Source organism: Streptomyces coerulescens (assembly GCF_042657965.1).
GTDB lineage: Bacteria > Actinomycetota > Actinomycetes > Streptomycetales > Streptomycetaceae > Streptomyces > Streptomyces coerulescens.
In genome coordinates, this window is record NZ_JBHSKM010000008.1 from 775,026 (window position 1) to 797,966 (window position 22,941).

Annotated in this window: 25 protein-coding genes; 14 read left to right on the forward strand and 11 right to left on the reverse strand. The window is 71.5% G+C overall.

Annotated elements, in window-relative coordinates:
* Window positions 1-31: 31 nt before the first annotated feature.
* The gene (locus tag ACFPQ9_RS17870) at window positions 32-622 is read right to left on the reverse strand and encodes a TIGR03086 family metal-binding protein (protein ID WP_380853814.1); all 591 of its coding nucleotides are present in this window, start codon (window positions 620-622) and stop codon (window positions 32-34) included.
* Between the two features lie 62 nt (window positions 623-684).
* On the opposite strand from ACFPQ9_RS17870, the gene ACFPQ9_RS17875 reads away from it, so the two are divergent.
* Window positions 685-1,506, forward strand: coding sequence for a DUF6597 domain-containing transcriptional factor (locus ACFPQ9_RS17875; protein ID WP_380853816.1), 822 nt, complete (start codon window positions 685-687; stop codon window positions 1,504-1,506).
* Window positions 1,507-1,645: 139 nt separating this feature from the next.
* Here the strand turns inward: ACFPQ9_RS17875 and ACFPQ9_RS17880 are convergent, their stop codons facing one another.
* On the reverse strand, window positions 1,646-2,536 hold the full coding sequence (locus ACFPQ9_RS17880) for an NADP-dependent oxidoreductase (RefSeq protein ID WP_380853818.1): 891 nt from the start codon (window positions 2,534-2,536) through the stop codon (window positions 1,646-1,648).
* Window positions 2,537-2,665: 129 nt separating this feature from the next.
* Between ACFPQ9_RS17880 and ACFPQ9_RS17885 the strand changes: the two genes are divergently transcribed.
* Complete coding sequence (locus ACFPQ9_RS17885; RefSeq protein WP_380853820.1) at window positions 2,666-3,073, forward strand: winged helix-turn-helix transcriptional regulator; 408 nt, start codon at window positions 2,666-2,668, stop codon at window positions 3,071-3,073.
* A 5-nt stretch (window positions 3,074-3,078) separates the two neighbouring features.
* On the opposite strand, the gene ACFPQ9_RS17890 is transcribed toward ACFPQ9_RS17885, so the two are convergent.
* Window positions 3,079-3,609, reverse strand: coding sequence for a hypothetical protein (locus ACFPQ9_RS17890; protein WP_380853822.1), 531 nt, complete (start codon window positions 3,607-3,609; stop codon window positions 3,079-3,081).
* A gap of 122 nt (window positions 3,610-3,731) precedes the next feature.
* Here ACFPQ9_RS17890 and ACFPQ9_RS17895 point away from each other — a divergent pair, with 122 nt between their 5' ends.
* On the forward strand, window positions 3,732-4,067 hold the full coding sequence (locus ACFPQ9_RS17895; RefSeq protein ID WP_380853824.1) for a YnfA family protein: 336 nt from the start codon (window positions 3,732-3,734) through the stop codon (window positions 4,065-4,067).
* A gap of 27 nt (window positions 4,068-4,094) precedes the next feature.
* Here the strand turns inward: ACFPQ9_RS17895 and ACFPQ9_RS17900 are convergent, their stop codons facing one another.
* The gene (locus tag ACFPQ9_RS17900; RefSeq protein ID WP_380853826.1) at window positions 4,095-4,529 is read right to left on the reverse strand and encodes an ester cyclase; all 435 of its coding nucleotides are present in this window, start codon (window positions 4,527-4,529) and stop codon (window positions 4,095-4,097) included.
* Window positions 4,530-4,648: 119 nt separating this feature from the next.
* On the opposite strand from ACFPQ9_RS17900, the gene ACFPQ9_RS17905 reads away from it, so the two are divergent.
* Window positions 4,649-5,425, forward strand: coding sequence for an SDR family NAD(P)-dependent oxidoreductase (locus ACFPQ9_RS17905; protein WP_380853828.1), 777 nt, complete (start codon window positions 4,649-4,651; stop codon window positions 5,423-5,425).
* Window positions 5,329-5,562 (forward strand): hypothetical protein, encoded by a 234-nt coding sequence (locus ACFPQ9_RS44690; protein WP_465269576.1) that lies wholly within the window; start codon window positions 5,329-5,331, stop codon window positions 5,560-5,562. The genes ACFPQ9_RS17905 and ACFPQ9_RS44690 overlap by 97 nt, the downstream gene beginning before the upstream one ends.
* 54 nt (window positions 5,563-5,616) lie before the next feature.
* On the opposite strand, the gene ACFPQ9_RS17915 is transcribed toward ACFPQ9_RS44690, so the two are convergent.
* Window positions 5,617-6,810 (reverse strand): RtcB family protein, encoded by a 1,194-nt coding sequence (locus ACFPQ9_RS17915; protein ID WP_380853832.1) that lies wholly within the window; start codon window positions 6,808-6,810, stop codon window positions 5,617-5,619.
* Between the two features lie 216 nt (window positions 6,811-7,026).
* On the opposite strand from ACFPQ9_RS17915, the gene ACFPQ9_RS17920 reads away from it, so the two are divergent.
* The 3 genes from ACFPQ9_RS17920 to ACFPQ9_RS17930 all read left to right on the forward strand — a co-directional run bounded on the left by ACFPQ9_RS17920 (window position 7,027) and on the right by ACFPQ9_RS17930 (window position 10,395).
* On the forward strand, window positions 7,027-7,902 hold the full coding sequence (locus ACFPQ9_RS17920; protein ID WP_380853834.1) for a DUF3558 domain-containing protein: 876 nt from the start codon (window positions 7,027-7,029) through the stop codon (window positions 7,900-7,902).
* Window positions 7,903-8,023: 121 nt separating this feature from the next.
* Window positions 8,024-8,923, forward strand: a complete 900-nt coding sequence (locus tag ACFPQ9_RS17925; RefSeq protein WP_380853836.1) for a DUF3558 family protein — start codon at window positions 8,024-8,026, stop codon at window positions 8,921-8,923.
* Window positions 8,924-9,090: 167 nt separating this feature from the next.
* Entirely contained in the window at window positions 9,091-10,395 is a 1,305-nt protein-coding gene (locus tag ACFPQ9_RS17930; RefSeq protein ID WP_380853838.1) for a DUF2637 domain-containing protein, read from the forward strand.
* 52 nt (window positions 10,396-10,447) lie between these two features.
* Here ACFPQ9_RS17930 and lysS read toward each other — a convergent pair whose 3' ends face one another.
* On the reverse strand, window positions 10,448-12,190 hold the full coding sequence (gene lysS / locus ACFPQ9_RS17935; protein ID WP_380853949.1) for a lysine--tRNA ligase: 1,743 nt from the start codon (window positions 12,188-12,190) through the stop codon (window positions 10,448-10,450).
* 144 nt (window positions 12,191-12,334) lie between these two features.
* On the opposite strand from lysS, the gene argS reads away from it, so the two are divergent.
* Window positions 12,335-14,089, forward strand: a complete 1,755-nt coding sequence (argS, locus tag ACFPQ9_RS17940) for an arginine--tRNA ligase (RefSeq protein ID WP_380853951.1) — start codon at window positions 12,335-12,337, stop codon at window positions 14,087-14,089.
* A 74-nt stretch (window positions 14,090-14,163) separates the two neighbouring features.
* Here argS and ACFPQ9_RS17945 read toward each other — a convergent pair whose 3' ends face one another.
* Window positions 14,164-14,619, reverse strand: a complete 456-nt coding sequence (locus ACFPQ9_RS17945) for a peptidoglycan-binding domain-containing protein (RefSeq protein WP_380853840.1) — start codon at window positions 14,617-14,619, stop codon at window positions 14,164-14,166.
* 320 nt (window positions 14,620-14,939) lie between these two features.
* On the opposite strand from ACFPQ9_RS17945, the gene ACFPQ9_RS17950 reads away from it, so the two are divergent.
* The 3 genes from ACFPQ9_RS17950 (at window position 14,940) to ACFPQ9_RS17960 (ending at window position 17,916) form a co-directional block, all read left to right on the forward strand.
* Window positions 14,940-15,842 (forward strand): peptidoglycan-binding protein, encoded by a 903-nt coding sequence (locus ACFPQ9_RS17950; protein ID WP_380853842.1) that lies wholly within the window; start codon window positions 14,940-14,942, stop codon window positions 15,840-15,842.
* Complete coding sequence (locus ACFPQ9_RS17955; protein WP_380853844.1) at window positions 15,839-16,771, forward strand: helix-turn-helix domain-containing protein; 933 nt, start codon at window positions 15,839-15,841, stop codon at window positions 16,769-16,771. The genes ACFPQ9_RS17950 and ACFPQ9_RS17955 overlap by 4 nt, the downstream gene beginning before the upstream one ends.
* 323 nt (window positions 16,772-17,094) lie before the next feature.
* Entirely contained in the window at window positions 17,095-17,916 is an 822-nt protein-coding gene (locus ACFPQ9_RS17960; RefSeq protein ID WP_380853846.1) for a DUF4253 domain-containing protein, read from the forward strand.
* 124 nt (window positions 17,917-18,040) lie between these two features.
* Here ACFPQ9_RS17960 and ACFPQ9_RS17965 read toward each other — a convergent pair whose 3' ends face one another.
* The 3 genes from ACFPQ9_RS17965 to ACFPQ9_RS17975 all read right to left on the reverse strand — a co-directional run bounded on the left by ACFPQ9_RS17965 (window position 18,041) and on the right by ACFPQ9_RS17975 (window position 19,849).
* Window positions 18,041-18,358: a type II toxin-antitoxin system PemK/MazF family toxin gene (locus ACFPQ9_RS17965; RefSeq protein WP_380853848.1), complete on the reverse strand. Its 318-nt coding sequence runs from the start codon at window positions 18,356-18,358 to the stop codon at window positions 18,041-18,043.
* Window positions 18,346-18,561, reverse strand: a complete 216-nt coding sequence (locus tag ACFPQ9_RS17970; RefSeq protein WP_380853850.1) for a hypothetical protein — start codon at window positions 18,559-18,561, stop codon at window positions 18,346-18,348. The genes ACFPQ9_RS17965 and ACFPQ9_RS17970 overlap by 13 nt, the downstream gene beginning before the upstream one ends.
* Before the next feature lie 79 nt (window positions 18,562-18,640).
* Window positions 18,641-19,849, reverse strand: coding sequence for an aminotransferase-like domain-containing protein (locus ACFPQ9_RS17975; protein WP_380853852.1), 1,209 nt, complete (start codon window positions 19,847-19,849; stop codon window positions 18,641-18,643).
* Between the two features lie 305 nt (window positions 19,850-20,154).
* On the opposite strand from ACFPQ9_RS17975, the gene ACFPQ9_RS17980 reads away from it, so the two are divergent.
* Window positions 20,155-20,340, forward strand: coding sequence for a hypothetical protein (locus ACFPQ9_RS17980; protein WP_380853854.1), 186 nt, complete (start codon window positions 20,155-20,157; stop codon window positions 20,338-20,340).
* 21 nt (window positions 20,341-20,361) lie between these two features.
* Here the strand turns inward: ACFPQ9_RS17980 and hemB are convergent, their stop codons facing one another.
* Complete coding sequence (gene hemB, locus ACFPQ9_RS17985; RefSeq protein WP_380853856.1) at window positions 20,362-21,360, reverse strand: porphobilinogen synthase; 999 nt, start codon at window positions 21,358-21,360, stop codon at window positions 20,362-20,364.
* A gap of 168 nt (window positions 21,361-21,528) precedes the next feature.
* Between hemB and ACFPQ9_RS17990 the strand changes: the two genes are divergently transcribed.
* Window positions 21,529-22,917 (forward strand): FAD-binding oxidoreductase, encoded by a 1,389-nt coding sequence (locus tag ACFPQ9_RS17990; protein ID WP_380853858.1) that lies wholly within the window; start codon window positions 21,529-21,531, stop codon window positions 22,915-22,917.
* The last annotated feature ends 24 nt before the right edge of the window (window positions 22,918-22,941 follow it).

Here is a 22,941-nt window from a genome sequence, read left to right on the forward strand (position 1 = left end):
CCGCCTGCTTCCCGGCCGGCCCTCTTCCCGGCTAGCCCCAGTGGGGGTCCCTGCCGGTCCGCGCGAGCAGCCGCTCGAACGGTGACGCGCCCTCCGGCTCCGGGGCCGGCTCCCCGAACACCCCCATCTTCCTGGCCGTGGGCGCCAGGGTGTCGACCGCGCCGGCGAGCTCCGCGACGACCGCCTCGTCGGCACCCGGGTAGTCCTGGCCGGTCGCCCGCGCCAGGTCCCACACATGCACCGTCAGATCGAGCAGCGCCATCGAGCCGACCAGCCGCGCGGGCATGTCCATCCCGCCGGTCCGCCCCTCCTCGGCGCCGGGCGCGGACCAGGCCGCCACCAGCAGGTCCGCCTCCCGGGCAAGACCCTCGCGCCACTCGCCGTTCCCGGTGACCCGGTCCGGGGTGTCGCCGAAGTCGGACGCCTCCTTCGCGGCCAGCCGCTGGAACTGCACGATCACCTGGTAGAGGTGGTTGACCAGGGCCTTCACGTCGTACTCCGTGCAGGGCGTGGGTGCGGCGAGCCCCTCGTCGGGGATGCCCCGCACCACCACGACCGCCCGCTCGCGCGCCATCGCCAGCAGCTCACCGATGCCGTACGTCTTCACACCGTTCGTGTCCATGCCTCGACGGTAGGGACTGCGGCGGCTGCCCTTCTTGAAGAAACGCGACGTACGATCCGGCCATGGAGGCACCCCGCCACGACACCCGCGGGATCGTCGACCCGTCCGGGCTGCTGAGCCGTGTGCGGTTCCGCCGCCACGAGCCCGCCGGGCCGCTGCGCCGGTACGTCGAGTGGTACTGGCTCATCGACTGGGACCTGCCCGAGCCCTACGCCTCGCACGTCGTCCCGCACCCGTCCGTCAACCTCACCTTCCAGTGGGACGAGGACGAGGGCGGGCCCTACGCCGAGGTCACGGGCGTCGCGCTCGGCCTGTTCACCAGGAAGCTGACCGGGCGGGGCCGGGTCTGCGGGGTGAAGTTCCGGCCCGGCGGATTCCGCCCGTACGCCCCCGAGGCGCCGGTGTCCCGGTGGACGGGCCGCGCGCTGCCCGCCGGCGAGGTGTTCCCGGGCGCCACGGCCGACACCGCCCGCACGATCGTCACCGGGGCCGACGACCGCGCCCGGGTGGCCGCCCTGGACGCCTTCCTCCTCGCGCTCCCCCTCACCCCCGACCCCCAGGCCGACCTCGCGATCGGCCTCGTCCGCCGCATCCGCGCCGACCGCACGGTCCTGCGCGTCGGCGACTTCGCGCAGGCGCAGGGCATGTCGGTCCGGGCACTGCAACGGCTCTTCTCCACCTACGTCGGCGTCAGTCCCAAGTGGTGCATCCTGCGCTACCGCATCCACGAGGCCCTGGAACTCGCCGGCACCCGCACGGACGTCGACTGGGCCACCCTCGCAGCCGACCTCGGCTACGCCGACCAGGCCCACCTGGTACGGGACTTCACCACGACGGTGGGGGTACCACCAACGGCGTACGCGCGGGGCGCCGAGCCCCGATAGCCCGATGACGCCGCCGAGCAGTAACGCCCTCAAGGGGCGCGGGGAACTGCGCGACCAGCCACGACGGCGCCGCACTCGACCGACGACACATCGCGGCACCCGGTCACGGCACCGCACCCGGTCACGGCACCGCACCCGGTCACGGCACCAGCACCAGCCGCCCCCGGACGCCGCCCTCCGCCAGCCGCGCGTGCGCCTTCGCCGCGTCGTCCAGGGCGTAGGTCTCCGCCACCCGGAGGGTCAGCGCGCCCTCGTCCACCAGCCGGACGAGTTCGGCGAGCTGTGCTCCGTCGGGGCTCACCTCGACCGCGCCTGTGCGCACTCCGCGCACCGGTCCCGGCTCGGCGTGCGGGATGACGCCGATGTAGGCACCCCCGTCCCGCACCCACTCCAGCGCCGGCGCGCCCAGGACCGCCGCGTCCAGCACCGCGTCGAAGCTGCCCGCCCCGGCACCGCCCGCCGTGAAACCGGCGGCACCCAGCGACCGTACGAACTCCTCGTCCGTCTCCCGGGCCAGGGCGGTGACCTTGATCCCCCGGCGCGCGGCGAGCTGCACGGCGTACGCACCGACCGCGCCCGCCGCCCCCGTCACCAGCAGCGACCGACCGGACGTCAGCTCAAGGCGGTCCAGGGCCTGCACGGCGGTCAGCGCGTTCAGCGGCAGCGAGGCCGCGTGCACGGCGTCCGCCGTCGTCGGCGCCGGGGCGACGGCGTCCGCGTCCACCACGACGTACTCCGCGTGAGTGCCGAGCGGCTTGACCATGCCGTAGTGCAGGGCCACCACCTCGTCGCCCACGCTCCACCGGCCGGCGGCCCCGACCGCGTCCACCGTCCCGGCGACGTCCCAGCCGAGCCCGGTCCGCACGTCCACCCCTCCGAAGACCCCGGCCCGCACACCCGCGTCCACCGGGTTCAGCGCGGCCGCCGCGACCTTGATCCGTATCTGTCGCTCGCCGGGCTCCGGTACGTCGGTCCGAACGACCTGCACGACCTCGGGCCCACCGACCGTATCCACCACAACAGCACGCACAGCGACTCTCCTCGGTTCGTCAGCGTGTGGGCGGGACGATCTCCCGTCCACTGCGAACAACCCTAGGAAGAGTTACTATCTCTGGGTAAGTAGTTACCTGAGAGTGCGTACGTACCCCAGAGGTGAGCCATGGCGACCACGACGGCGGCCCAGCGACGCGAACAGGCCCGGATCGAGTACGACGCGTTCCTCAAGAGCTGCCCGACCAACCAGCTCCTGGACCGCATCAGCGACAAGTGGGTCAGCCTCGTCGTCTCCGCCCTCGCCCCGGGCCCCATGCGCTACAGCGACCTCGGCCGCAGGATCGCAGGCGTCAGCCCCAAGATGCTGACCCAGACCCTGCGCTCCCTCGAACGCGACGGCCTGCTCACCCGCACCGTCACCCCGTCCGTCCCGGTCCGCGTCGACTACGAACTGACCGCGCTCGGCCAGAACCTCGCCCTGCTGCTGACCGCCGTGAAGGACTGGGCGGAGACCCACTTCGACGAGGTCCACCGGTCCCGCGCAGCCTACGACGCCGGCAACCCCGACGACTGACGGCGTCAGAAGTAGTACGTGTCCCCGGTGTCCAGCGCCAGCACCCGCTGCCGCTCCGCCGCCCGGGTCTCGTCGACCACCCCGCCGCTGCCCACCGGATCGAACTCCAGCAGCACCTCCGACGGCACCTCGCGCAGCCGTACCCGCAGGACGATCGGCTCACCGATCTCGTTCGCGCCCAGCGGCCCGACCCGGCACCGCACCGCCCGATCCCCCTCCGGCGCACAGTTCGCGGGCAGTGTCTGCCCGTCCTCCAGCGCCTCCGACCAGCGGATCCGCACCACGGACTGCGGCACGGCGCCCGGCCCTTCATTGTGCGGTGTGAACCGTACGTCGACCTGGCCCCCGACCATGTCCACGGAGCCGTGATAGGCGAGATCGGCCTCGGCCCTGTGCGCCGCCTCAGCCCCGTGCACCTCGGCCCTGTGCACCGCCTCGGCACCGCGCACCGCCCCGGCCGCCGGAGTCACCCCGCCGACCCCGACCGCCGTCACCACGGCCGCGCCGCACAGCGCAGCAATCCGCATCCGCCGCATACCGCCACTCCTCACTCCAGGTGGTCGTAGCGATGTATCCCCCGCCCGGCGCGCGGCAGGCGCCGTCCAACAGGTGACACCGGGCCGCGGTCCCACGACGAGGGCGTGCGAAGCTGATCGCCGTGCTCATCCTCCGCTCCGCCGCCCTCTTCGTCGTCGCCGCGCTCTTCGAGATCGGCGGGGCGTGGCTGGTCTGGCAGGGCGTGCGCGAACACCGCGGCTGGCTGTGGATCGGCGCCGGGGTCATGGCCCTCGGCGCGTACGGCTTCATCGCCACGCTCCAGCCCGACGCCGAATTCGGCCGGATCCTCGCCGCGTACGGCGGTGTCTTCGTCGCCGGTTCGCTGGCCTGGGGAATGGTCGCCGACGGCTACCGCCCGGACCGCTGGGACGTCACGGGCGCACTGATCTGCCTCGCGGGCATGGCGGTGATCATGTACGCGCCGCGAGGGAACTGACCGCCGGACGGATCCGTCCGGCCCGGCTCAGGACGGCTCGTCGGGCAGCAGCCCCAGCTGCCCCAGGAACTCCATCTCGTCGAAGTAGAGCCGGTAGTCCACGATCCGCCCGTCGTCGTCGACCGTGGCGAAGTCCACCCCACGGATCCTGATCTCCTTCTGCGTCGGGGGCAGCGTCTCCCCCGTCGGCAACTGGATCGGCCCGGTGTTCTTACCCGTGAACACACCCTCGTCGATGGCGGTGTTGCCGACCTCGTAGGCGTGCACCGACTGGTACGAGCCGTCCGGAACCGCCTCGGTCATCTGCCGCCAGTACGCGGCGATGTCGTCGCGTCCGTGCAGCTCCCCGCCGTCCGGGGTGACCGCGACCGCGTCCTGCGCGTAGAGACCGGCGATGGCGTCGGAGTTCCCGGTGGTGATCGCCGTGGTGAGCCGGTCCATGACCTCACGTGCCTGTCCCATGATCCACCTCCTGCCCGAGGGATCACCCGTCTCATTGTCCCACCGCACCGCGCGCCTATCCTGGCCGAACAGGTCTCCCGACCCGGCCCGCACCGCATCGATCCGTACGAGGAGCAGCCATGCCCACCGCCGCACCGTCCGCCGCCTCCCGCATCGCCGTCGTCACCGGTGCGAGCAGCGGAATCGGAGCCGCCACGGCACGCCGGCTCGCCGGGGCCGGCTACCGGGTGGTCCTCACCGCCCGACGCAAGGACCGCATCGAGGCGCTGGCCGAGGAGATCAACGCGGCCGGCCACGCCGCGACGGCGTACCAGCTGGACGTGACCGACCGCGCGGCGGTGGACGAGTTCGCGACGGCCTTCAAGAGCATCGGTGTCCTGGTCAACAACGCCGGCGGCGCGCTCGGCGCGGACCCGGTCGCCACCGGCGACCCGGCCGACTGGCGCACGATGTACGAGACGAACGTCATCGGCACCCTGAACCTCACCCAGGCCCTGCTCCCCAAGCTGGAGGCGAGCGGCGACGGCACGGTGGTCGTCCTGTCCTCCACGGCCGGCCACGGCACCTACGAGGGCGGCGGCGGCTATGTCGCCGCCAAGCACGGCGCGCACGTCCTCGCCGAGACGCTCCGGCTGGAGATCGTCGGCCGTCCGGTCCGGGTGATCGAGGTCGCGCCCGGCATGGTCAGGACCGACGAGTTCGCGCTGACCCGCTTCGGCGGCGACGAGACCAGGGCGGCGAAGGTCTACGAGGGCGTGGCCGAGCCCCTGACGGCCGACGACGTCGCCGACACCATCACCTGGGCGGTCACCCGCCCCAGCCACGTCAACATCGACCTCCTGGTGGTCCGCCCCCGCGCCCAGGCGTCCAACACCAAAGTGCACAGGGAGCTGTGATGGCGGACGGCGACAAGAGCCGGCGCAAGGACCCCCACAACGAACGCCAGATGTGGTGGTGGCTCGGCTATTTCCTCTTCGGCATCCACATCGTGGCCTTCGTGATGATCTACGCGGTGACCCACGCCCCGAAGTAGCGGCGGTGCGGCGGTGAAGGCCCCCGGTGTCGACCGGGGGCCTTCACCCATCCGTCAGCCCTTGACGCACACGACCTGCTTCAGCTTCGCGACGACCTCCACCAGGTCCCGCTGCTGATCGATGACCTGCTCGATCGGCTTGTAGGCACCCGGAATCTCGTCCACGACGCCGGAGTCCTTACGGCACTCCACACCCCGGGTCTGCTCCTCCAGGTCCTTCGTCGAGAAGCGACGCTTCGCGGCGTTGCGGCTCATGCGCCGACCCGCGCCGTGCGACGCCGAGTTGAACGCCTTCTCGTTGCCGAGGCCCTTGACGATGTACGACCCGGTCCCCATGGAACCGGGGATGATGCCGTACTCGCCGGAGCCCGCCCGGATCGCTCCCTTGCGGGTGACGAGCAGGTCCATGCCGTCGTAGCGCTCCTCGGCCACGTAGTTGTGGTGCGCGCTGATCTCGGGCTCGAAGGCCGGCTTGGCCTTCTTGAACTCCTTGCGGATCACGTCCTTCAGGAGCCCCATCATGATCGTGCGGTTGTACTTGGCGTACTCCTGCGCCCAGAACAGGTCGTTGCGGTACGCCGCCATCTGCGGGGTGTCCGCCACGAAGACAGCGAGGTCACGGTCGACCAGGCCCTGGTTGTGCGGGAGCTTCTGGGCCACGCCGATATGGAACTCGGCCAGCTCCTTGCCGATGTTCCGGGAACCGGAGTGCAGCATCAGCCAGACGGAACCGGATGTGTCCACGCAGACCTCGACAAAGTGGTTGCCGCTTCCCAGCGTCCCCATCTGCTTGCCGGCGCGCTCCTGACGGAACTTGACCGCGTCCGCGATCCCGTCGAACCGACCCCAGAAGTCGTCCCACCCGGCGGTGGCGAACCCATGCATCCGCCCCGGCTCGACGGGACTGTCATGCATCCCCCGCCCCACCGGAATGGCCTGCTCGATCTTCGACCGCAGCCGCGAGAGATCCCCCGGCAGGTCGTTCGCCGTCAGGGACGTCTTCACCGCCGACATTCCGCAACCGATGTCCACACCCACCGCGGCCGGACACACGGCCCCCCGCATCGCGATGACGGACCCGACCGTCGCGCCCTTCCCGTAATGCACGTCCGGCATCACGGCCAGGCCCTTGATCCACGGCAGCGTCGCGACGTTCCGCAGCTGCTGCAGCGCCACGTCCTCGACCGTGGCCGGATCGGTCCACATACGGATGGGAACCTTCGCGCCCGGCATTTCCACGTACGACATATCGTCCTCATTCCCCCGGAAACTAAACACAAGTCTGAAATCGCAAAACCGGCGCCAGGGTCGATGAAAAGGGACAACGGACCGGCGTCCACAGCAGTGCGTGCGATACACATTGTCTCCAGTGGGCGCCCCCGCGCGGCAAGCGAATAACCAGCGGGGACACTGAGAGACCGGCAGCGGACCGACCACACAGCCACCGTAGAGAGGAGCCTGACCGTGCAGCGGAAGGCCTACGTATCCGGCGTCGCCGCACTCCTCGCGGCGCTGCTGGCCGGCTGCACCGGCAGCTCCGACAGCGGCGCGACGAGTGACGACTCCAACCCCGGCGACTCCGGCACTGCGGCCACGACGGTCGAACCCGGCCGCTACCGCGTGCTCCCCGAACCGTGCGGCGTGGTCGGCGAGGACACTCTCGACTCGCTGCTGCCCGGCATCCAGGAGATCACGGACGCCGACCAGCAGGAGAAGGCGTACGAGGGCACCCCGACGCTCACCTATGACACCGACCGCAGGATCGGCTGCCGTTGGAAGGTGGAGTCGGCCGACGCCACCGATCACCTCTTCGTCAATTTCGAGCGCGTCGTGTCGTACGACACCGCGGTCAGCGACGACAGCGAGGCGGAGCGGCTCTTCGCGACGAAGCAGGAGGCGGCGGACCTGCCCGAGCCGGTGAGCTCGGACGGCGGGACCGCGGGCGACGAGGGCGGGGCGAGCACCGATCCGTCCGCCGGCGCCGGCGGCGGCAGCCCGAGCGGCTCGCCCTCCTCCTCGGCCTCGAACTCCGCATCCCCGTCCGTTTCGTCCTCGACGTCCCCTTCCGCATCCTCGTCCACCGATGCCGCGGCCGCCGAACTCCAGCCCCGCGTACTGGAGGACCTCGGCGACGAGGCGTTCCTCGACGACGAGCTCGCCGGTTCCGGCTCGACGGCTCAGCAGCGCACGGTGACTGTGGCGTTCCGCACGTCCAACGTGATCGTGACCATCGAGTACGAGGAGCAGCCCGCGACCGTCGGCGCGGTCCCGGACAGCGAGGAAATGCAGGACAGGGCCCAGAAACTGGCCGCGCAACTGGCGGACGCGCTGGCGGACTAGCGCCCGTTCTTCACACCTCCACGCCCTTGTGCGACGTAACCGAAACGAGACCGCACAGCTTCTTCACCGCGTACCGTGGCCCCTCGGACCCGATCCGACCGCAGGAACCACAGTGGCAGTCATGAGTGAAGGAACCATGCAGCGAGCAGTGAAGCGAGACGAGCATGACCGGCGTGACCAGCGCGAGCAGCGGGCGAGGGGCCTGCGCCGAGCCGTTGTCTGCGCGGCCGCAGTCCCCGTGATGCTGATCGCCGCGGGCTGCTCCTCGGACTCCGGTTCGGGCGACAAGTCCGCCGACGGCAGCGGCGGCACGAAGAGCTCGACGTCGTCGTCCGCCAGTCCGTCGCCGACGGTGCAGGCGGCGGTGTACAAGTCGATCCCGGACGCGTGCAAGGTGCTGGGCAAGAACACCCTGGAGGACCTGGTCCCGAAGGCCAAGTCCGGCAAGAAGGGCTCGTCGGACGACGCGTCGACGCGTGCCTCCTGCTCCTGGAGCAGCCTGGACAACAACGGCGTGAAGGGCTCGCAGTTCCGCTGGCTCAACGTCTCGCTGCTGCGCTTTGAGTCCGATGTCACCCGCGGCTCGGGCGCGGAGCTGGCGCAGGGGTACTACGAGACGCAGGTGCAGGACGCGAAGTCGGTCTCCGGTGCGAAGAGCCTGAAGTCGGAGCCGGTCGCCGGGGTGGGCGACGAGGCGACGGCGGTGCGCTACGACCTGAAGAAGAAGGAGGGTTCCTTCAAGCAGGAGACGGTCGTGGCCCGCGCCGAGAACGTCGTCGTCACGCTCGACTACAACGGCGCCGGTCTGGCCGGTGAGAAGACCCCGAGCGCGGACACCCTGAACAAGCTCGCCCAGAAGGCGATCAAGGAGGTCGTCGCGGCGGTGGCCGAGGCCAACGACGGCGGCGATGCGGGCAAGCCGAGCGGAGCCCCTTCGAAGTCGGCGTCGAAGTCCCCGTCCGGCAGCTCCTCGAAGTCCCCGTCCGGCTCCCCGTCCAAGTCAGCGGCGAAGAAGAGCTGACCGTCACACCCGGCCCACCTCCGCGTCACAACGCGCAGCTCAGCCAAGCCCTTTGCACGAGCCCGGCCCGATAACGGTCCGGGCTCGTGCCCGTACCCGGAGAACGTACGCCGTACGGATGTGCCACTCTGTTGCGCGCAACAACACGCAATGGGAGGGGAGTACGAGTGGCCGCGCCACCGCAGCTGACTCGGATGCACCGCGTTCTCATCGGCGTGGTCGTGTTCGGCGCCGTGATCATCGCCGGCATCGGCTTCGCCGGTTCGTACGCGGCCGTCCGCGAGCTGGCCATCCAGAAGGGCTTCGGGAACTTCAGCTATGTGTTCCCGATCGGCATCGACGCGGGCATCTGTGTTCTGCTCGCCCTCGACCTCCTGCTGACCTGGATCCGAATACCGTTCCCGCTGCTGCGGCAGACCGCCTGGCTGCTGACGGCCGCGACCATCGCGTTCAACGGCGCGGCGGCGTGGCCGGACCCGCTGGGCGTCGGCATGCACGCGGTGATCCCGATCCTGTTCGTGGTGGCCGTGGAGGCCGCCCGGCATGCGATCGGCCGCATAGCGGACATCACGGCCGACAAGCACATGGAGGGCGTCCGCCTCACGCGCTGGCTGCTCTCCCCGCTGCCCACGTTCCTGCTGTGGCGCCGGATGAAGCTGTGGGAGCTGCGCTCCTACGACCAGGTCATCAAGCTGGAGCAGGAGCGCCTGGTGTACCAGGCCCGGCTGCGCTCCCGCTTCGGCCGCGCGTGGCGCAGGAAGGCGCCGGTGGAGTCGCTGATGCCGCTGCGTCTGGCGCGGTACGGCGTTCCGCTGGCGAACACGGCTCCGGCGGGGCTGGCCGCGGCGGGCATCGAGCCCGCGCTGCTTCCGCCGGCACCGCAGCCGGCCCTGGACGCCGCGCCCGCGGCCGACGTGCCCGCGCCGGCCGCCACCGCCCCGACGCCCGTCCCTCAGCAGACGGCTCCCGTCGGCGAGCAGCGCCCCGAGCCGGCGGGCCCGCCCGGGCCGGGGCAGCAGGACTATGTGCAGGACTGGTTCAACACGCCCCGCCAGGTCGAGTACCAGGGCGGCTACAACGCCTCGTACGACCCGCAGGGACACTACGAGGAGTGGTACCAGGAGCAGGTCCGGGCGGAGCAGTACCAGGACCAGTACCAGGAGGAACCGCCGGTCCAGGAGCCCTCTCCTGAGGACACCGGCACCTTCCCGATCCCGGTGACCGCGAACCGCACCCGCCAGCTCGGCGAGGGCGGCGGCCCGCCGGAGCCTCCGGAGCCGACCGAGGAGGACTACTACCAGGTCTTCCGTGAGTCGATAAAGAGCGGGAACGGAGCCCCCACCCACCGCGGGCTCATCGCCGACATCGAGGCGACGTACGGCGTCACGCTCGACGAGTCCGAGGCGAAGCGCATGGTGAACCGCTTCTCCAACCGCTACAACGCGGAACTGACGGACGAGCACATCGCCTGACCGGCGCACATGAAAGGGGCCCTCGATCCGAGGGCCCCTTCCGTGTCACCGCTTACTCCCCGAGCAGGCGCCGCACCCGCTCCTGCCCCACCGCCAGCAGCAGCGTGGGCAGTCGCGGTCCCGTGTCCCGCCCGACCAGCAGGTGGTACAGCAGCGCGAAGAACGACCTCTGCGCGGTCTTGATCTCCGGCGGCAGCTCCTTGGGCGTGGCGTCGGCGGAGAACCCTGCCTGCACCTTGGGCACGCCGTACACGAGGTGGGTCAGCCCGTCGAGCGACCAGTTCTCGGCGAGGCCGTCGAGCAGCAGCCGCAGCGACTGCTGGGACGCCTCGTCGAGCGACTTCAGCAGTTCGCCGTCGGGCTCGTCGCGCACGATGGTCCGCTGGTCGGCGGGCACCTGCGTGTTGATCCACGCCTCGGCCCTGTCGTACCGGGGCCGGGCCTCGTCGAGCGCGCTCAGCGGGTTCTCCGGGTCGAGCTCGGAGAGGATCCGCAGCGCCTGGTCCTGGTGTCCGGCGGTGATGTCGGCGACGGAGGCCAGCGTCCGGTACGGCAGCGGGCGTGCCGTCCGCGGCAGCTCACCGGTGGCCGTGCGCACGGCACGGGAGTGCGCGGCGACGTCGGCGGGCAGCGCCGAACCGTCCGTGACCTTCGCGTCCAGCTTGTCCCACTCGTCGTAGAGCCGCTGGATCTCCTGATCGAAGGCGATCTTGAAGGACTGGTTGGGCCGGCGGCGGGCGTACAGCCAGCGCAGGATCTGCGGCTCCATGATCTTCAGCGCGTCGGCCGGGGTGGGCACCCCACCGCGCGAGGAGGACATCTTCGCCATGCCGCTGATGCCGACGAAGGCGTACATGGGCCCGATGGGCTGCTCGCCGCCGAAGATCCCGACGATCTGCCCGCCGACCTGGAAGCTCGAACCGGGCGAGGAGTGGTCGACACCGCTGGGCTCGAAGACGACGCCCTCGTAGGCCCAGCGCATGGGCCAGTCGACCTTCCAGACCAGCTTGCCGCGGTTGAACTCGTTGAGCCGGACGGTCTCGGAGAAGCCGCACTCGTTGCAGGTGTACGACAGCTCGGTGGTGTCGTCGATGTACGAGGTGACGGTGGTGAGGTCCTTCTCGCAGTTGCCGCAGTAGGGCTTGTACGGGAAGTACCCGGCGGAGGAGCTGCCGTCGTCCTCGCCGGCCGCGCCGGAGCCCTCGGCGGCCTCCAGCTCGGCCTCGTCGAGAGGCTTCTGCGACTTCTTGGCGGCGGCCTTGGGCTTGGTGCGGTACTGGGCGAGCACGGCGTCGATGTCGCCGCGGTGCTTCATGGCGTGCAGGATCTGCTCCCGGTACACGCCCGAGGTGTACTGCGCGGTCTGGCTGATCCCGTCGAACTCCACGCCGAGCTCGGCGAGCGACTCGACCATCGCGGCCTTGAAGTGCTCGGCCCAGTTCGGGTACGACGAGCCCTGCGGGGCCGGCACGGAGGTCAGCGGCTTGCCGATGTGCTTCAGGTGGCTCTCGTCGGAGACGCCGGCGATGCCCTTGGGCACCTTGCGGTAGCGGTCGTAGTCGTCCCAGGAGATCAGATGCCGGACCTGGTACCCGCGCCGCCGGATCTCGTCGGCGACCAGGTGCGGGGTCATGACCTCGCGCAGGTTGCCCAGGTGGATGGGTCCCGAGGGGGACAGCCCGGACGCGACGACGACCGGTTTGCCCGGGGCCCGACGCTCCGACTCCTCGATGACCTCATCCGCGAAACGGGAGACCCAGTCGGTGGTCTCGGTGCTCTGAGCCACGATCGGCACGTCCTTCTTTCTCCAGGGCAGCCGTACGGTCAACGGCTGACGCACCATTCTCCCAGAAGGCATCGCGCCCGGGAAAACCGCTTTACCCCCCATGGGATACTGAGCGTGCCCATCGAGTCCCACGAGGAGAACGGCATCCATCCCATGACCTCGGTCACGTCGCTCACCGCTCAAGTCCAGCAGCGTCTCGCGAACGCCCTCTCGGCCACCCAGCCGGAGGCCGACGCCGACCCGCTGCTGCGACGTAGCGACCGGGCCGACTTCCAGGCCAACGGGATCCTGGCGCTCGCCAAGAAGGCCAAGTCGAACCCTCGGGAGCTGGCGACGCAGGTCGTCGGCAACATCGTCACCGGTGACGTGATCAAGGACGTCGAGGTCTCCGGGCCCGGCTTCCTCAACATCACCGTCGCCGACCGGGCGATCACCGAGAACCTCGCCGCGCGGCACGCGGACGGCGACCGCCTCGGCGTGCCGGTGAAGGAGAACGCGGGCACCACGGTCATCGACTACGCCCAGCCGAACGTGGCCAAGGAGATGCACGTCGGCCACCTGCGCTCCGCGGTCATCGGCGACGCTCTTCGCGGCATGCTCGACTTCACCGGCGAGAAGACGATCGGCCGGCACCACATCGGCGACTGGGGCACCCAGTTCGGCATGCTCATCCAGCACCTGTTCGAGAACCCGGGCGAGCTGGCCCCCGCGGCCGACGTCGACGGCGAGCAGGCGATGAGCAACCTGAACCGGGTGTACAAGGCCTCGCGTGCGGTCTTCGACGCGGACGAGGAGTTCAAGGAGCGGGCCCGCAAGCGGGTCGTCGCCCTGCAGTCCGGCGACAAGGAGACCCTCGAACTGTGGCAGCAGTTCGTGGACGAGTCGAAGGTCTACTTCTACTCGGTCTTCGAGAAGCTCGACATGGAGATCCGCGACGACGAGATCGTCGGCGAGTCCGCGTACAACGAGGGCATGCCGGAGACCGCCCGCCTCCTGGAGGAGATGGGCGTCGCGGTCCGCTCCGAGGGCGCGCTCGTGGTGTTCTTCGACGAGATCCGCGGCAAGGACGACCAGCCGGTCCCGCTGATCGTGCAGAAGGCCGACGGCGGCTTCGGCTACGCGGCCTCCGACCTGACCGCGATCCGCAACCGGGTCCAGGACCTGCACGCCACGTCCCTGCTCTATGTCGTGGACGTCCGTCAGTCCCTCCACTTCAAGATGGTCTTCGAGACGGCCCGCCGGGCGGGCTGGCTGACCGACGAGGTCACCGCGCACAACATGGGCTACGGCACGGTGCTGGGCGCGGACGGCAAGCCGTTCAAGACGCGTGAGGGCGAGACCGTACGGCTCGAGGACCTGCTGGACGAGGCGGTGCAGCGGGCCGCCGAGGTCGTGCGGGAGAAGGCGCAGGACCTCACCGAGGACGAGATCCAGGAACGGGCCGCACAGGTGGGCATCGGCGCGGTGAAGTACGCCGACCTGTCGACGTCCCCCAACCGGGACTACAAGTTCGACCTGGACCAGATGGTCTCGCTGAACGGCGACACGTCGGTCTACCTCCAGTACGCGTACGCCCGTATCCAGTCGATCCTGCGCAAGGCGGGAGACGTACGGCCGGCCGCGCACCCGGAGCTGGAACTGCACGCGGCGGAGCGGGCGCTCGGCCTGCACCTGGACGCGTTCGGCGACACGGTCTTCGAGGCGGCCGCGGAGTACGCCCCGCACAAGCTGGCGGCGTACCTGTACCAGCTGGCGTCGCTGTACACGTCGTTCTACGACAAGTGCCCGGTGCTGAAGGCCGGGACGCCCGAGCAGGTGCAGAACCGTCTGTTCCTGTGCGACCTGACGGCCCGGACGCTGCACCAGGGCATGGCCCTGCTGGGTATCCGGACGCCCGAGCGCCTCTGAGCATCCGATGTGACACCGCGGCCCGTCCTCTCCCCCGCGGGGAGGACGGGCCGCGGTCGTTCCGGGCCGACGGCTCAGCAGTACTGCTTGGAGTCGGCCGCGAAGTCCTTGAACGCGGCCTTGGTGCCCGATCCGGCGATGCCGTCGATCGCGCCGGTGTAGCCGTGGTGCGCCTTCAGGTCACGTTGCAGGGCCTTGATGGTGTTCGGGCCGACGATCCCGTCGATGCTGTCGTTGTAGCCCCAGTGCGCCTTGAGCCAGCGCTGGAGCGCCTTCCAGCTGTTGGTGCCGAGCTGGCCGTCGAGGGCACCGGTGTAGCCCCAGTAGTCCTGGATCCAGCACTGGACGTAGCGGGCCTGGGTGGTGCTCAGGCCGAGGTTGTTCACCGCGAGGACGCCGGCTTCGGAGCGCACGGCCGGCTTCGTGTCCGAGGCGGCGAAGCCGGTGCCCGCGGTCGCGAGGCTCCCGGCGGCGAGGCCGACGACGGCGCCGACGCTCACGAGGGTCTTCGTCCAGATGTTCGGTCGCATGGGTTTCCCTCTCGCTCTGGTTCGGGTGGCGGCCGATGCCGCCGGCTGGCGAAACGAGAGTGCGCGGCGGGCGGCGAGCGTTGCCAGGGCCGCCGCACAAGTGACGTCATCGCGGGATGTCCCACCCGCTGACCTGCACGGACGGTTCGGGTCCGGACGACGTGGCGGGACGCCCGTGACGGGGCCGGTGGCCGATTCCGTACCGGTGCCGGAACCAACTTCCGGTGCGGGCCGTGGATGCTGATGCAGAATGCGGCGGGGGCGCGGGGGCCGCTGACCACGGACCGCGGGCCCGGACCGTGAACGCGATTGGGGGGAACATGTCGCGTTGGGCAGCGCTGCCCGCGGAACTGGATCCGCGCGTACGGCAGTTGGTGGTGCGATTACGTCGGCTGAAGGACCACAGCGGGCTGAGCCTGCGGCAGTTGGCGGCGCGGACGGGGTACAGCCAGAAGTCGTGGGAGCGGTATCTGGGCGGCCGTTCGCTGCCGCCGCGGGAGGCCGTAGAGGCCCTGGCCGGGGCCGTGGACGAGGATCCGACGCGGTTGCTGGCACTGCACGAGGTCGCCGCGGAGGCCTGGCGGAACGGCCGCGCCGGCGCGGCGGAGCCGGGGGCGCCGGAGCGAGGGGTGCCGGGGCGGGAGGTGCCGGAACCCGGGGTGCCGGAGCGGGGGGCGCCCGAACCGGGGGTGCCGGAGCGAGTCGTGGCGCCGGACATTCTCTTCGCCCCCGAGGACACCGGAACCCGCTCGCCCGGCCGTTCGCTGCACATCGCCCTGGTGGCGGGGGCCGTGGCGCTGGTGCTGGCGCTGGCCACGGCCGTCCTCCTCGTCGTACGGCTGAGCGGCGGCGAGCGGGCACAGCCGACGGCGCCCCTCGTCGCCACCGGCGTATCGCGATCTCCGGCCGTGTCCGCGGCCGAGTCGCCGTCCGCGTCGGCCGAGCGCTCGGCACCGGTGTACACCTGCCGTCTCGCGCGGATCGACGGCCACTGGTACGCGGGCATCAGCCGCACCCGGGACGCCATCCTGGCCACCGGCCACGCGGGCCCGGACGTCGCCGAGGCGCAGTGTCTGCTGCGCCGGGCGGGCCTCTCGCCGGGCGGTATCGACGGAATCTTCGGACCGGTGACGCAACGCGCCGTGAAGCAGGTGCAGCGGCGGGCGGGCCTGGTGATGGACGGCATCATCGGGCCGCACACCTGGAAGGAACTGCGCGGATGACCACGCCGTCGCCGGAACGCGCCCGACTGGCCGCCGCGCTGCGGGAGTTGAAGGGCCGCACCGGCCTGAGCCTGGCCGGTCTCGCGGCCAAGACCGCGTTCAGCAAGTCGTCCTGGGACCGCTATCTCAACGGCAGGACGCTCCCGCCGCGCGACGCGGTGCAGGAGCTGTGCCGCCTCGCCGGGGAGCCGGAGGGGCGCTGTCTGGCGCTGTGGGAGATCGCCGAGTCGGAGGGGAGCGGACGGGCGGCGGCGCAGGAGCCGCGGATCCCGCCACCGTGCCCTTCGCCCGAAGAGACCGCGCCCGCCGAGGACGGCAGCAGGGAGGACTACAGCCGGGAGGACTACAGCCGGGAGGACGGCAGCCGGGAGAACTCGGCCCACCAGGGCTCCGTCCACCGCCGCGCCACGCTCGTCGCGGTGCTCGCGTCGGTGTCCGCCGTGGCCGCCGGAGGCGTCGCCGCGGCGGCCCTGTTGCTGCCCGGCCGCGACGGCGAGCCGGGGGCGTCACTGTCACCGCCCCCGTCCGCGACCGGGCCGCGCTGCCGGGGAGAGGTCTGTGAGGGCAAGAGCCCGATGCGGATGAAGTGCGCGGGCGCGCCGCAGACCCTCGCCTCGTACCGGACGGCCACCGGCGCCTCGCTGGAGCTGCGCTACAGCCAGGAGTGCGGGACGAGTTGGGCCCGGATGTGGGGGACGCGGGTCGGCGACCGGCTGGAGATGTCGGCGACCGGGGGCTCCGGAGGCGCCGGGGGCGGCACCGGAGACGGTCGCGTGCGCGGCGTCGAGATCCAGAACGGCGTCGACGCGGACTCCTACGTCTACACCCCCATGACCGCGGCCGACCCGGGCAGCGTCGTCCGGGCCTGCTTCGACCCGGCGGCCGGCGGCGGCGAGGAGGAGTGCTTCGACAGCCGGGTGGCGAGGTGAGTTGTCTCAGTGCAGCCGGGTGGCGAGGCCAGATGTCAGTGCCGCCGGGTGGCGAGGCCAGATGTCAGTGCCGCCGGGTGGCGAGGCCAGATGTCAGTGCCGCCGGGTGGCGAGGTCGGACGTCAGTGCCGCCGGGTGGCGAGGCCAGATGTCAGTGCCGCCGGGTGGCGAGGTCGGACGTCAGTGCCGCCGGGTGGCGAGGTCGGACGTCAGTGCCGCCGGGTGGCGAGGTCGGACGTCAGTGCCGCCGGGTGGCGAGGTCGGACGTCAGTGCCGCCGGGTGGCGAGGTGAGTTGTCAGTGCCGCCCCCTACAGTCACCGGCATGGCGACTCTTCCCAATCCGCTGCCGAAGCTCACGAGCGACCCCACGGGTGCCGCTCTCGGACTCCAACTCCCGCCCGGGCGGCTCGTCGACGCGACCGACGAGGGCCAGTGGCACGAGCCTCTGCTGTGGCTCGCGGACGACATGGCGGTGCCCGGCGCCTGGGCCGCGCTGGCCCCGGCCCGGCGGACGGCCGGCCTGCTGCCGGTCCTCGTCGACGCGGGCGGGGGGCACGGCGGCCCGGAGGTCTGGGAGCTGGCGCCCGACGCGGTGTCGTATCCGGGGGATCACGACGCCGACGAGGTGCTGGCGGACCTCTGGGAGGAGTACGCGGCCGGGGAGACGCAGCAGGAGTGGCCGGGCCTGGCCGACGCCACCGCCGACCCCGAGCCCGGCTCGGGCTCCGGCTCCGCGGAGGACCCGGACGCGGTGGCGATGGACATCGCGGACGACCTGGTGGGCAGCGGCGGCCTGCTGGAGGAGCCGCGTCTCGCGCTCGTACCGGCCCGCCGCAGCGCGGACATCCCGGCGGCGATCGGCTGGTCGGGCCCGGTGAACCATGAGGGCGACACCGCCCGTCTGAGCGCGGTGCTCCGCTCCTGGGAGGACCGCTTCGGCATACGCGTGGTGGCGCTCGGCTTCGACCATCTGCTCGTCTCCGTCGCGTTCCCGCCGACCACCCTCGCCGAGGCGGAGGCCGTCGCCGCCGAGCACTTCGCGTTCTGCCCGGACAACTTCCTCCAGAGCAACGACACCAGCATCCGCGCCTACGCCGAGAACCGTCTGCTGGGCCGGCCGGCCTGGCACTTCTGGTGGGACTGACGGCCCGTCCTCACCCGGGCAGCAGCGTCATCCCCTCCGGGGCGTCGATCCCGAACTCCTCGTCCAGCAGCCGCCGCGCCTCCGCCTCTCGTTGACGTCGAAGTCGGGGCTTCTCCTGCAGCCCTCAGAGATTCAGCACCGCCCTCAACGCGATGTCCACCCTCTCCATCTCATCGCCGAGGATGTCTCCGTGGTACTTGCCCTGCTCGAAGCGAGTGAGCCGGAAGTTGTACAGGTCCGGCGCGAGCACAACACCACGGACCGGTGTCGTGACCCGCACGGTGACCAGCGACTCGCGCCGGTCACCGGACGTATCGAGCAGGGCGCAGCGGACAGCGCCAGGGTGCAGCTCGGCAACGTGATCGTTCTGCACGATCACCACGATGCGGTCCCGGCCGACCGTGGGCACGGTCCACACCTGCCCGCGCCTCAGCTGTCGCACAGGTCGTCCTCCGCCGCACTGTAGAGGTCGTCCAGGTCGTCGCCGAGCCGCGCAGTGTCCTCGGCGTACATCGCCATGGCGTCGCGCAGGAGTTGGTCCCTTATGGCTCTGGCCACATAGGCGGACAAGTTGCCGTCAGCGGCGTCCCGTGCCGCTCGTAGAAGGTCGTCCGGCACGCTTACCGTGAGCTTACTGGTTGCCATACCAGTTGTTGTGTCACTGGTTGGACCCTCCGCGCCCACGCTTCCGCGTACGTCACACGATGGTGTGCAACTCGCCGCCTCAGCCCCGCAGCCCCTCGCCCAGCCTCCGCAGCCCCTCCTCGATCTCCCGCGGCGTCTGCGTCACGAAGCACAGCCGCAGCGTCGACCGGTCGGGCTCACCGGCGTAGAAGGGCGCCCCGGGGACGTAGGCGACGTCGTGCCGCACGACCTGCGGCAGCAGGGCCGTCGTGTCGTAGGACTCCGGCAGACGGGCCCACAGGAACATGCCGCCCTCGGGGCGGTCCCAGGTCGAGCCCTCCGGCAGGGCCCCCGACAGGCCGGCCAGCATGGCGTCGCGGCGGGCGCGGTAGACGTCCCGGACGCGGGCCACATGGGCGTCGAGGCCGCCGAGACAGCGGGCCGCGGCGAGCTGGTTGACGGTCGGGGTGTGCAGATCGGCGGCCTGCTTGGCGACCGCACAGGCCCGCCGCGGCGCGGCCGGGGCCCGCAGCCAGCCCAGCCGCATCCCGGGGGCCATCACCTTGGAGAAGGAGCCGAGCAGCACCGTCCGGTCCTCGGCGCCCGGGTACGAGGCGATCCAGGGCACGCGCTCGCCGTCGTACCGCAGCTCGCCGTAGGGGTCGTCCTCGACGATCCACACCCCGCGGCGGGCGGCGACCCGCGCGACCGCGGCCCGGCGGTCGGCGGGCAGGGTCCGGCCGGTCGGGTTCTGGAAGGTGGGCACGGTGTAGAAGAGTTTGGGCCGCTCCCGCGCGACCAGTTCCTCCAGCGCGTGGGGGTCCACTCCGTCCCGGTCGCCGGGCACGGCCACGACGCGGGCTCCCGCGAGGCCGAAGACCTGAAGTGCCGCCAGATAGCAGGGGTCTTCGACCAGGACCGTGTCACCGGGTTCCAGCAGCGCGGTCGCCAGGAGCGACAGGCCCTGCTGGGAGCCGGTGGTGATGAGCAGGTCGTCGGCGTCGGTCGCCAGGCCGCGCGCCGACATGCGTGCGGCGAGCCCGGTGCGCAGGGCCGGCTCGCCCTCGGTGGTGGAGTACTGAAGGGCCCGCGCCGGTGTCTCGGCGAACACGTCGCGGAAGGCGGCCGCGATGCCCTCGCGGTCGAACAGCTCCGGCGCCGGCAGCCCGCCCGCGAAGTTGATGACCTCGGGCCGGGCGGTGACGGCGAGGATGTCCCGCACGGGCGAACCGCCGACGCAACCGGTCCGCGCCGCGAGCGGGGGCAGGGCGGCCGGGGCGGGCCGGGGCGCTGGTTCGATGACGGTCATGACACGGCTCCTTGGGCTGCGGCGGCAGGGGCGACGGCTCGTGCCGGGCAGCCTAGAGAACTGCGTGCCCTCTACAAGCGACTTTCCGGGATGCGGACCCCACCACCCGGTGGAGGGTGTCCGGACGCTGGTTCCAAGGGTGTCCGGCGTCCCACGCCGGACCGTCAGGTTCTGTCGTCCCCGCAGGTCAGCGGCCGTCCCACCGCTCGGGCGTCCCGAATCAGCGGCCCATGCTGGCGGTCGGGACGGGTGATCACGCAGGCTGTAGTCCGACACCGACCCCCACCCATGGAGAGGGCCGCACCATGTCCGCGTCCGCACACCCCCCTCGCTCCCGGGCCCGGCTGTTCGCCGCCACGCTGGCCGCGGTCGCCGCACTCGCGCTCACCGCGTGCGAGGACGGCCACGGCCTGCGCGACGAGGGTCCGTCGACCCCGACCAGCCCTTCGGCGACGTCCCCCACGACGCCGCCGACGTCCGACGGACGGTGACACTCCCCCGTACGGCAGCGGTTACTGGCGGGCCAGCTTCTGCGCGGCCTCCGTCGCCCAGTAGGTGAGGATGTTGCGCGCGCCCGCCCGCCTGATGCCGGTGAGCGACTCGAAGATCGCCCGGTCCCGGTCGATCCAGCCCTTCTCGGCGGCGGCCTCGATCATCGAGTACTCGCCGGAGATCTGATAGGCGGCGACCGGCACGTCGACCGCGTCGGCGACCCGCGCCAGGATGTCGAGGTAGGGCCCGGCCGGCTTGACCATCACCATGTCGGCGCCCTCCGCCAGGTCGAGGGCGAGCTCGCGCATCGACTCCCGGACGTTCGCGGGATCCTGCTGATAGGTCTTGCGGTCGCCCTGCAGCGAGGAGGCGACGGCCTCCCGGAAGGGCCCGTAGAAGGCGGAGGCGTACTTGACGGTGTAGGCGAGGATCGCGACGTCCTCCCGCCCGATCTGGTCGAGCGCGTCACGGACGACGCCGATCTGCCCGTCCATCATGCCGCTGGGTCCCACGACATGGGCGCCGGCGTCGGCCTGCACCTGCGCCATCTCGGCGTAGCGCTCCAGGGTGGCGTCGTTGTCGACGCGCCCCTCGGCGTCCAGCACACCGCAGTGCCCGTGGTCGGTGGTCTCGTCCAGGCACAGGTCGGACATGACGAGGAGGTCGTCGCCCACCTCGGCGCGCACGTCCCGGATGGCGACCTGGAGGATCCCGTCGGGGTCGGTGCCCGGCGTCCCGAGGGCGTCCTTCTTCTCCTCCTCGGGCACCCCGAAGAGCATGATCCCGGAGACCCCGGCCTGCACGGCCTCCAGCGCCGCCTTCTTCAGGCTGTCCCGCGTGTGCTGGACGACGCCCGGCATGGCGGCGATCGGCACCGGCTCGCTGACGCCCTCGCGCACGAAGGCCGGGAGGATGAGGTCGGCGGGGTGCAGCCGGGTCTCGGCGACCATGCGGCGCATGGCGGGAGTGGTCCGCAGACGCCGCGGCCGAGTACCGGGGAAGGATCCGTACGTCGTCATGCCACCTACGCTACGCCCGCCCCGACAGCACCTTTGCCGACGTCCCGTCGGGACGGCGCCCCGGCATGCGAGGGCCACGATGCCGGGTCCATCCTGAAGAAAGGCACTCGAACACCACCGAGATTCCTCGAACAGACCCTCCGTACGCCCACCGCGGGGGAGGACGCGATGACCGCGACCCAGCACAACACCCCCGACCTGTTCGCCCTCTCCGAGATCCACGGCCCGGTCCTGCGCCCCGGCGACGACGGCTACGCCGACGAGGTCACCGGCTTCAACCTGGCCGCGCTGCACACCCCGGAAGTGGTCGTGGGCGCGACGGGCGTCGACGACGTCGTCACGGCCCTGCGCTGGGCGTCGGCCACCGGCACCCCGGTCGCGGTCCAGGCGACCGGCCACGGCGCGAACTTCCCCATCGACCACGGCCTGCTGATCAGCACGGCACGTATGACGGACGTCCACATCGACCCGGACCGGCGCCTGGCGACCGTCGCGGCCGGCGCGAAGTGGCGGCATGTCCTGGAGGCGGCGGCACCGCACGGCCTCGCCGCGCTCTGCGGCTCGTCCACGGACGGCGGCGCGGTCGGCTACACCCTGGGCGGCGGCCTGCCGGTCCTGGGCCGGGCCTACGGCTACGCATCCGACCTGGTCCTGTCCTTCCAGGTGGTCACACCCGACGGCACGCTCCGCGAGTGCGACCCCGAGCACGAGCCGGAGCTGTTCTGGGCGCTGCGCGGCGGCAAGGGCAACGTGGGCGTGGTGACCTCCATGGTCTGCCAGCTGCTGCCCGTCCCCGCGCTCTACGGCGGCGGTGTCCACTGCCCCGGCGAACACGCCGAGGCCCTGCTCGAGACGTGGGCCGACTGGACCCGCACCCTCCCGGACGACATGTGCAGCGCCTTCACGCTCCTGCGGCTGCCGCCGATCCCGGAGATTCCCGAGCCGCTGCGCGGCGGCTTCTGGGCCCGTGTCGCGGTCGCCTGGCCCGGGGACCCGGCGGAGGGCGAACGGCTGCTGGCCCCGATCCGCGCGGCGGCGCCGGTGACCGTCGACACGGTCGAGGTGATGCCGTACGCGGCCATCGACCGTATCCACATGGAGCCGCAGGACCCGCTTCCCGCCCGGGAGTCGTGCGCGCTGCTGCGCGACCTCACGCCCGAGGCGATCCACACGTTCCTGTCGCAGGTCGGCCCGGAGGTCGCCGACTGCCCCCTGCTTCTGGTCGAGCTCCGCCACATGGGCGGCGCCCTCTCACGCCCCGCACGCCTGGAGGACGCGATCTGCTCCAGGGACGCGAACTACCTCCTGGAGACGGTGGGCGTCCTGGCCGCCCCACCGGCGGCCGAGGCCATAGAACGGACGACAGCCGCCCTGCACACGGCCATGGCCCCCTACGGCACCGGCCGCACCATGATCAACATTCATGGCACGCCCGGCGACGCGTCCGACCGGGCCCGGGCCTGGAGCCCGGAGGTCTACGACCGCCTGCGCGAGGACAAGTCGACCTACGACCCGGCCAACCTGCTCAGCTTCGGCCACACGGTGACCGGCGTCTGAGGACGGGGCCGTTCAGGGCAGGCG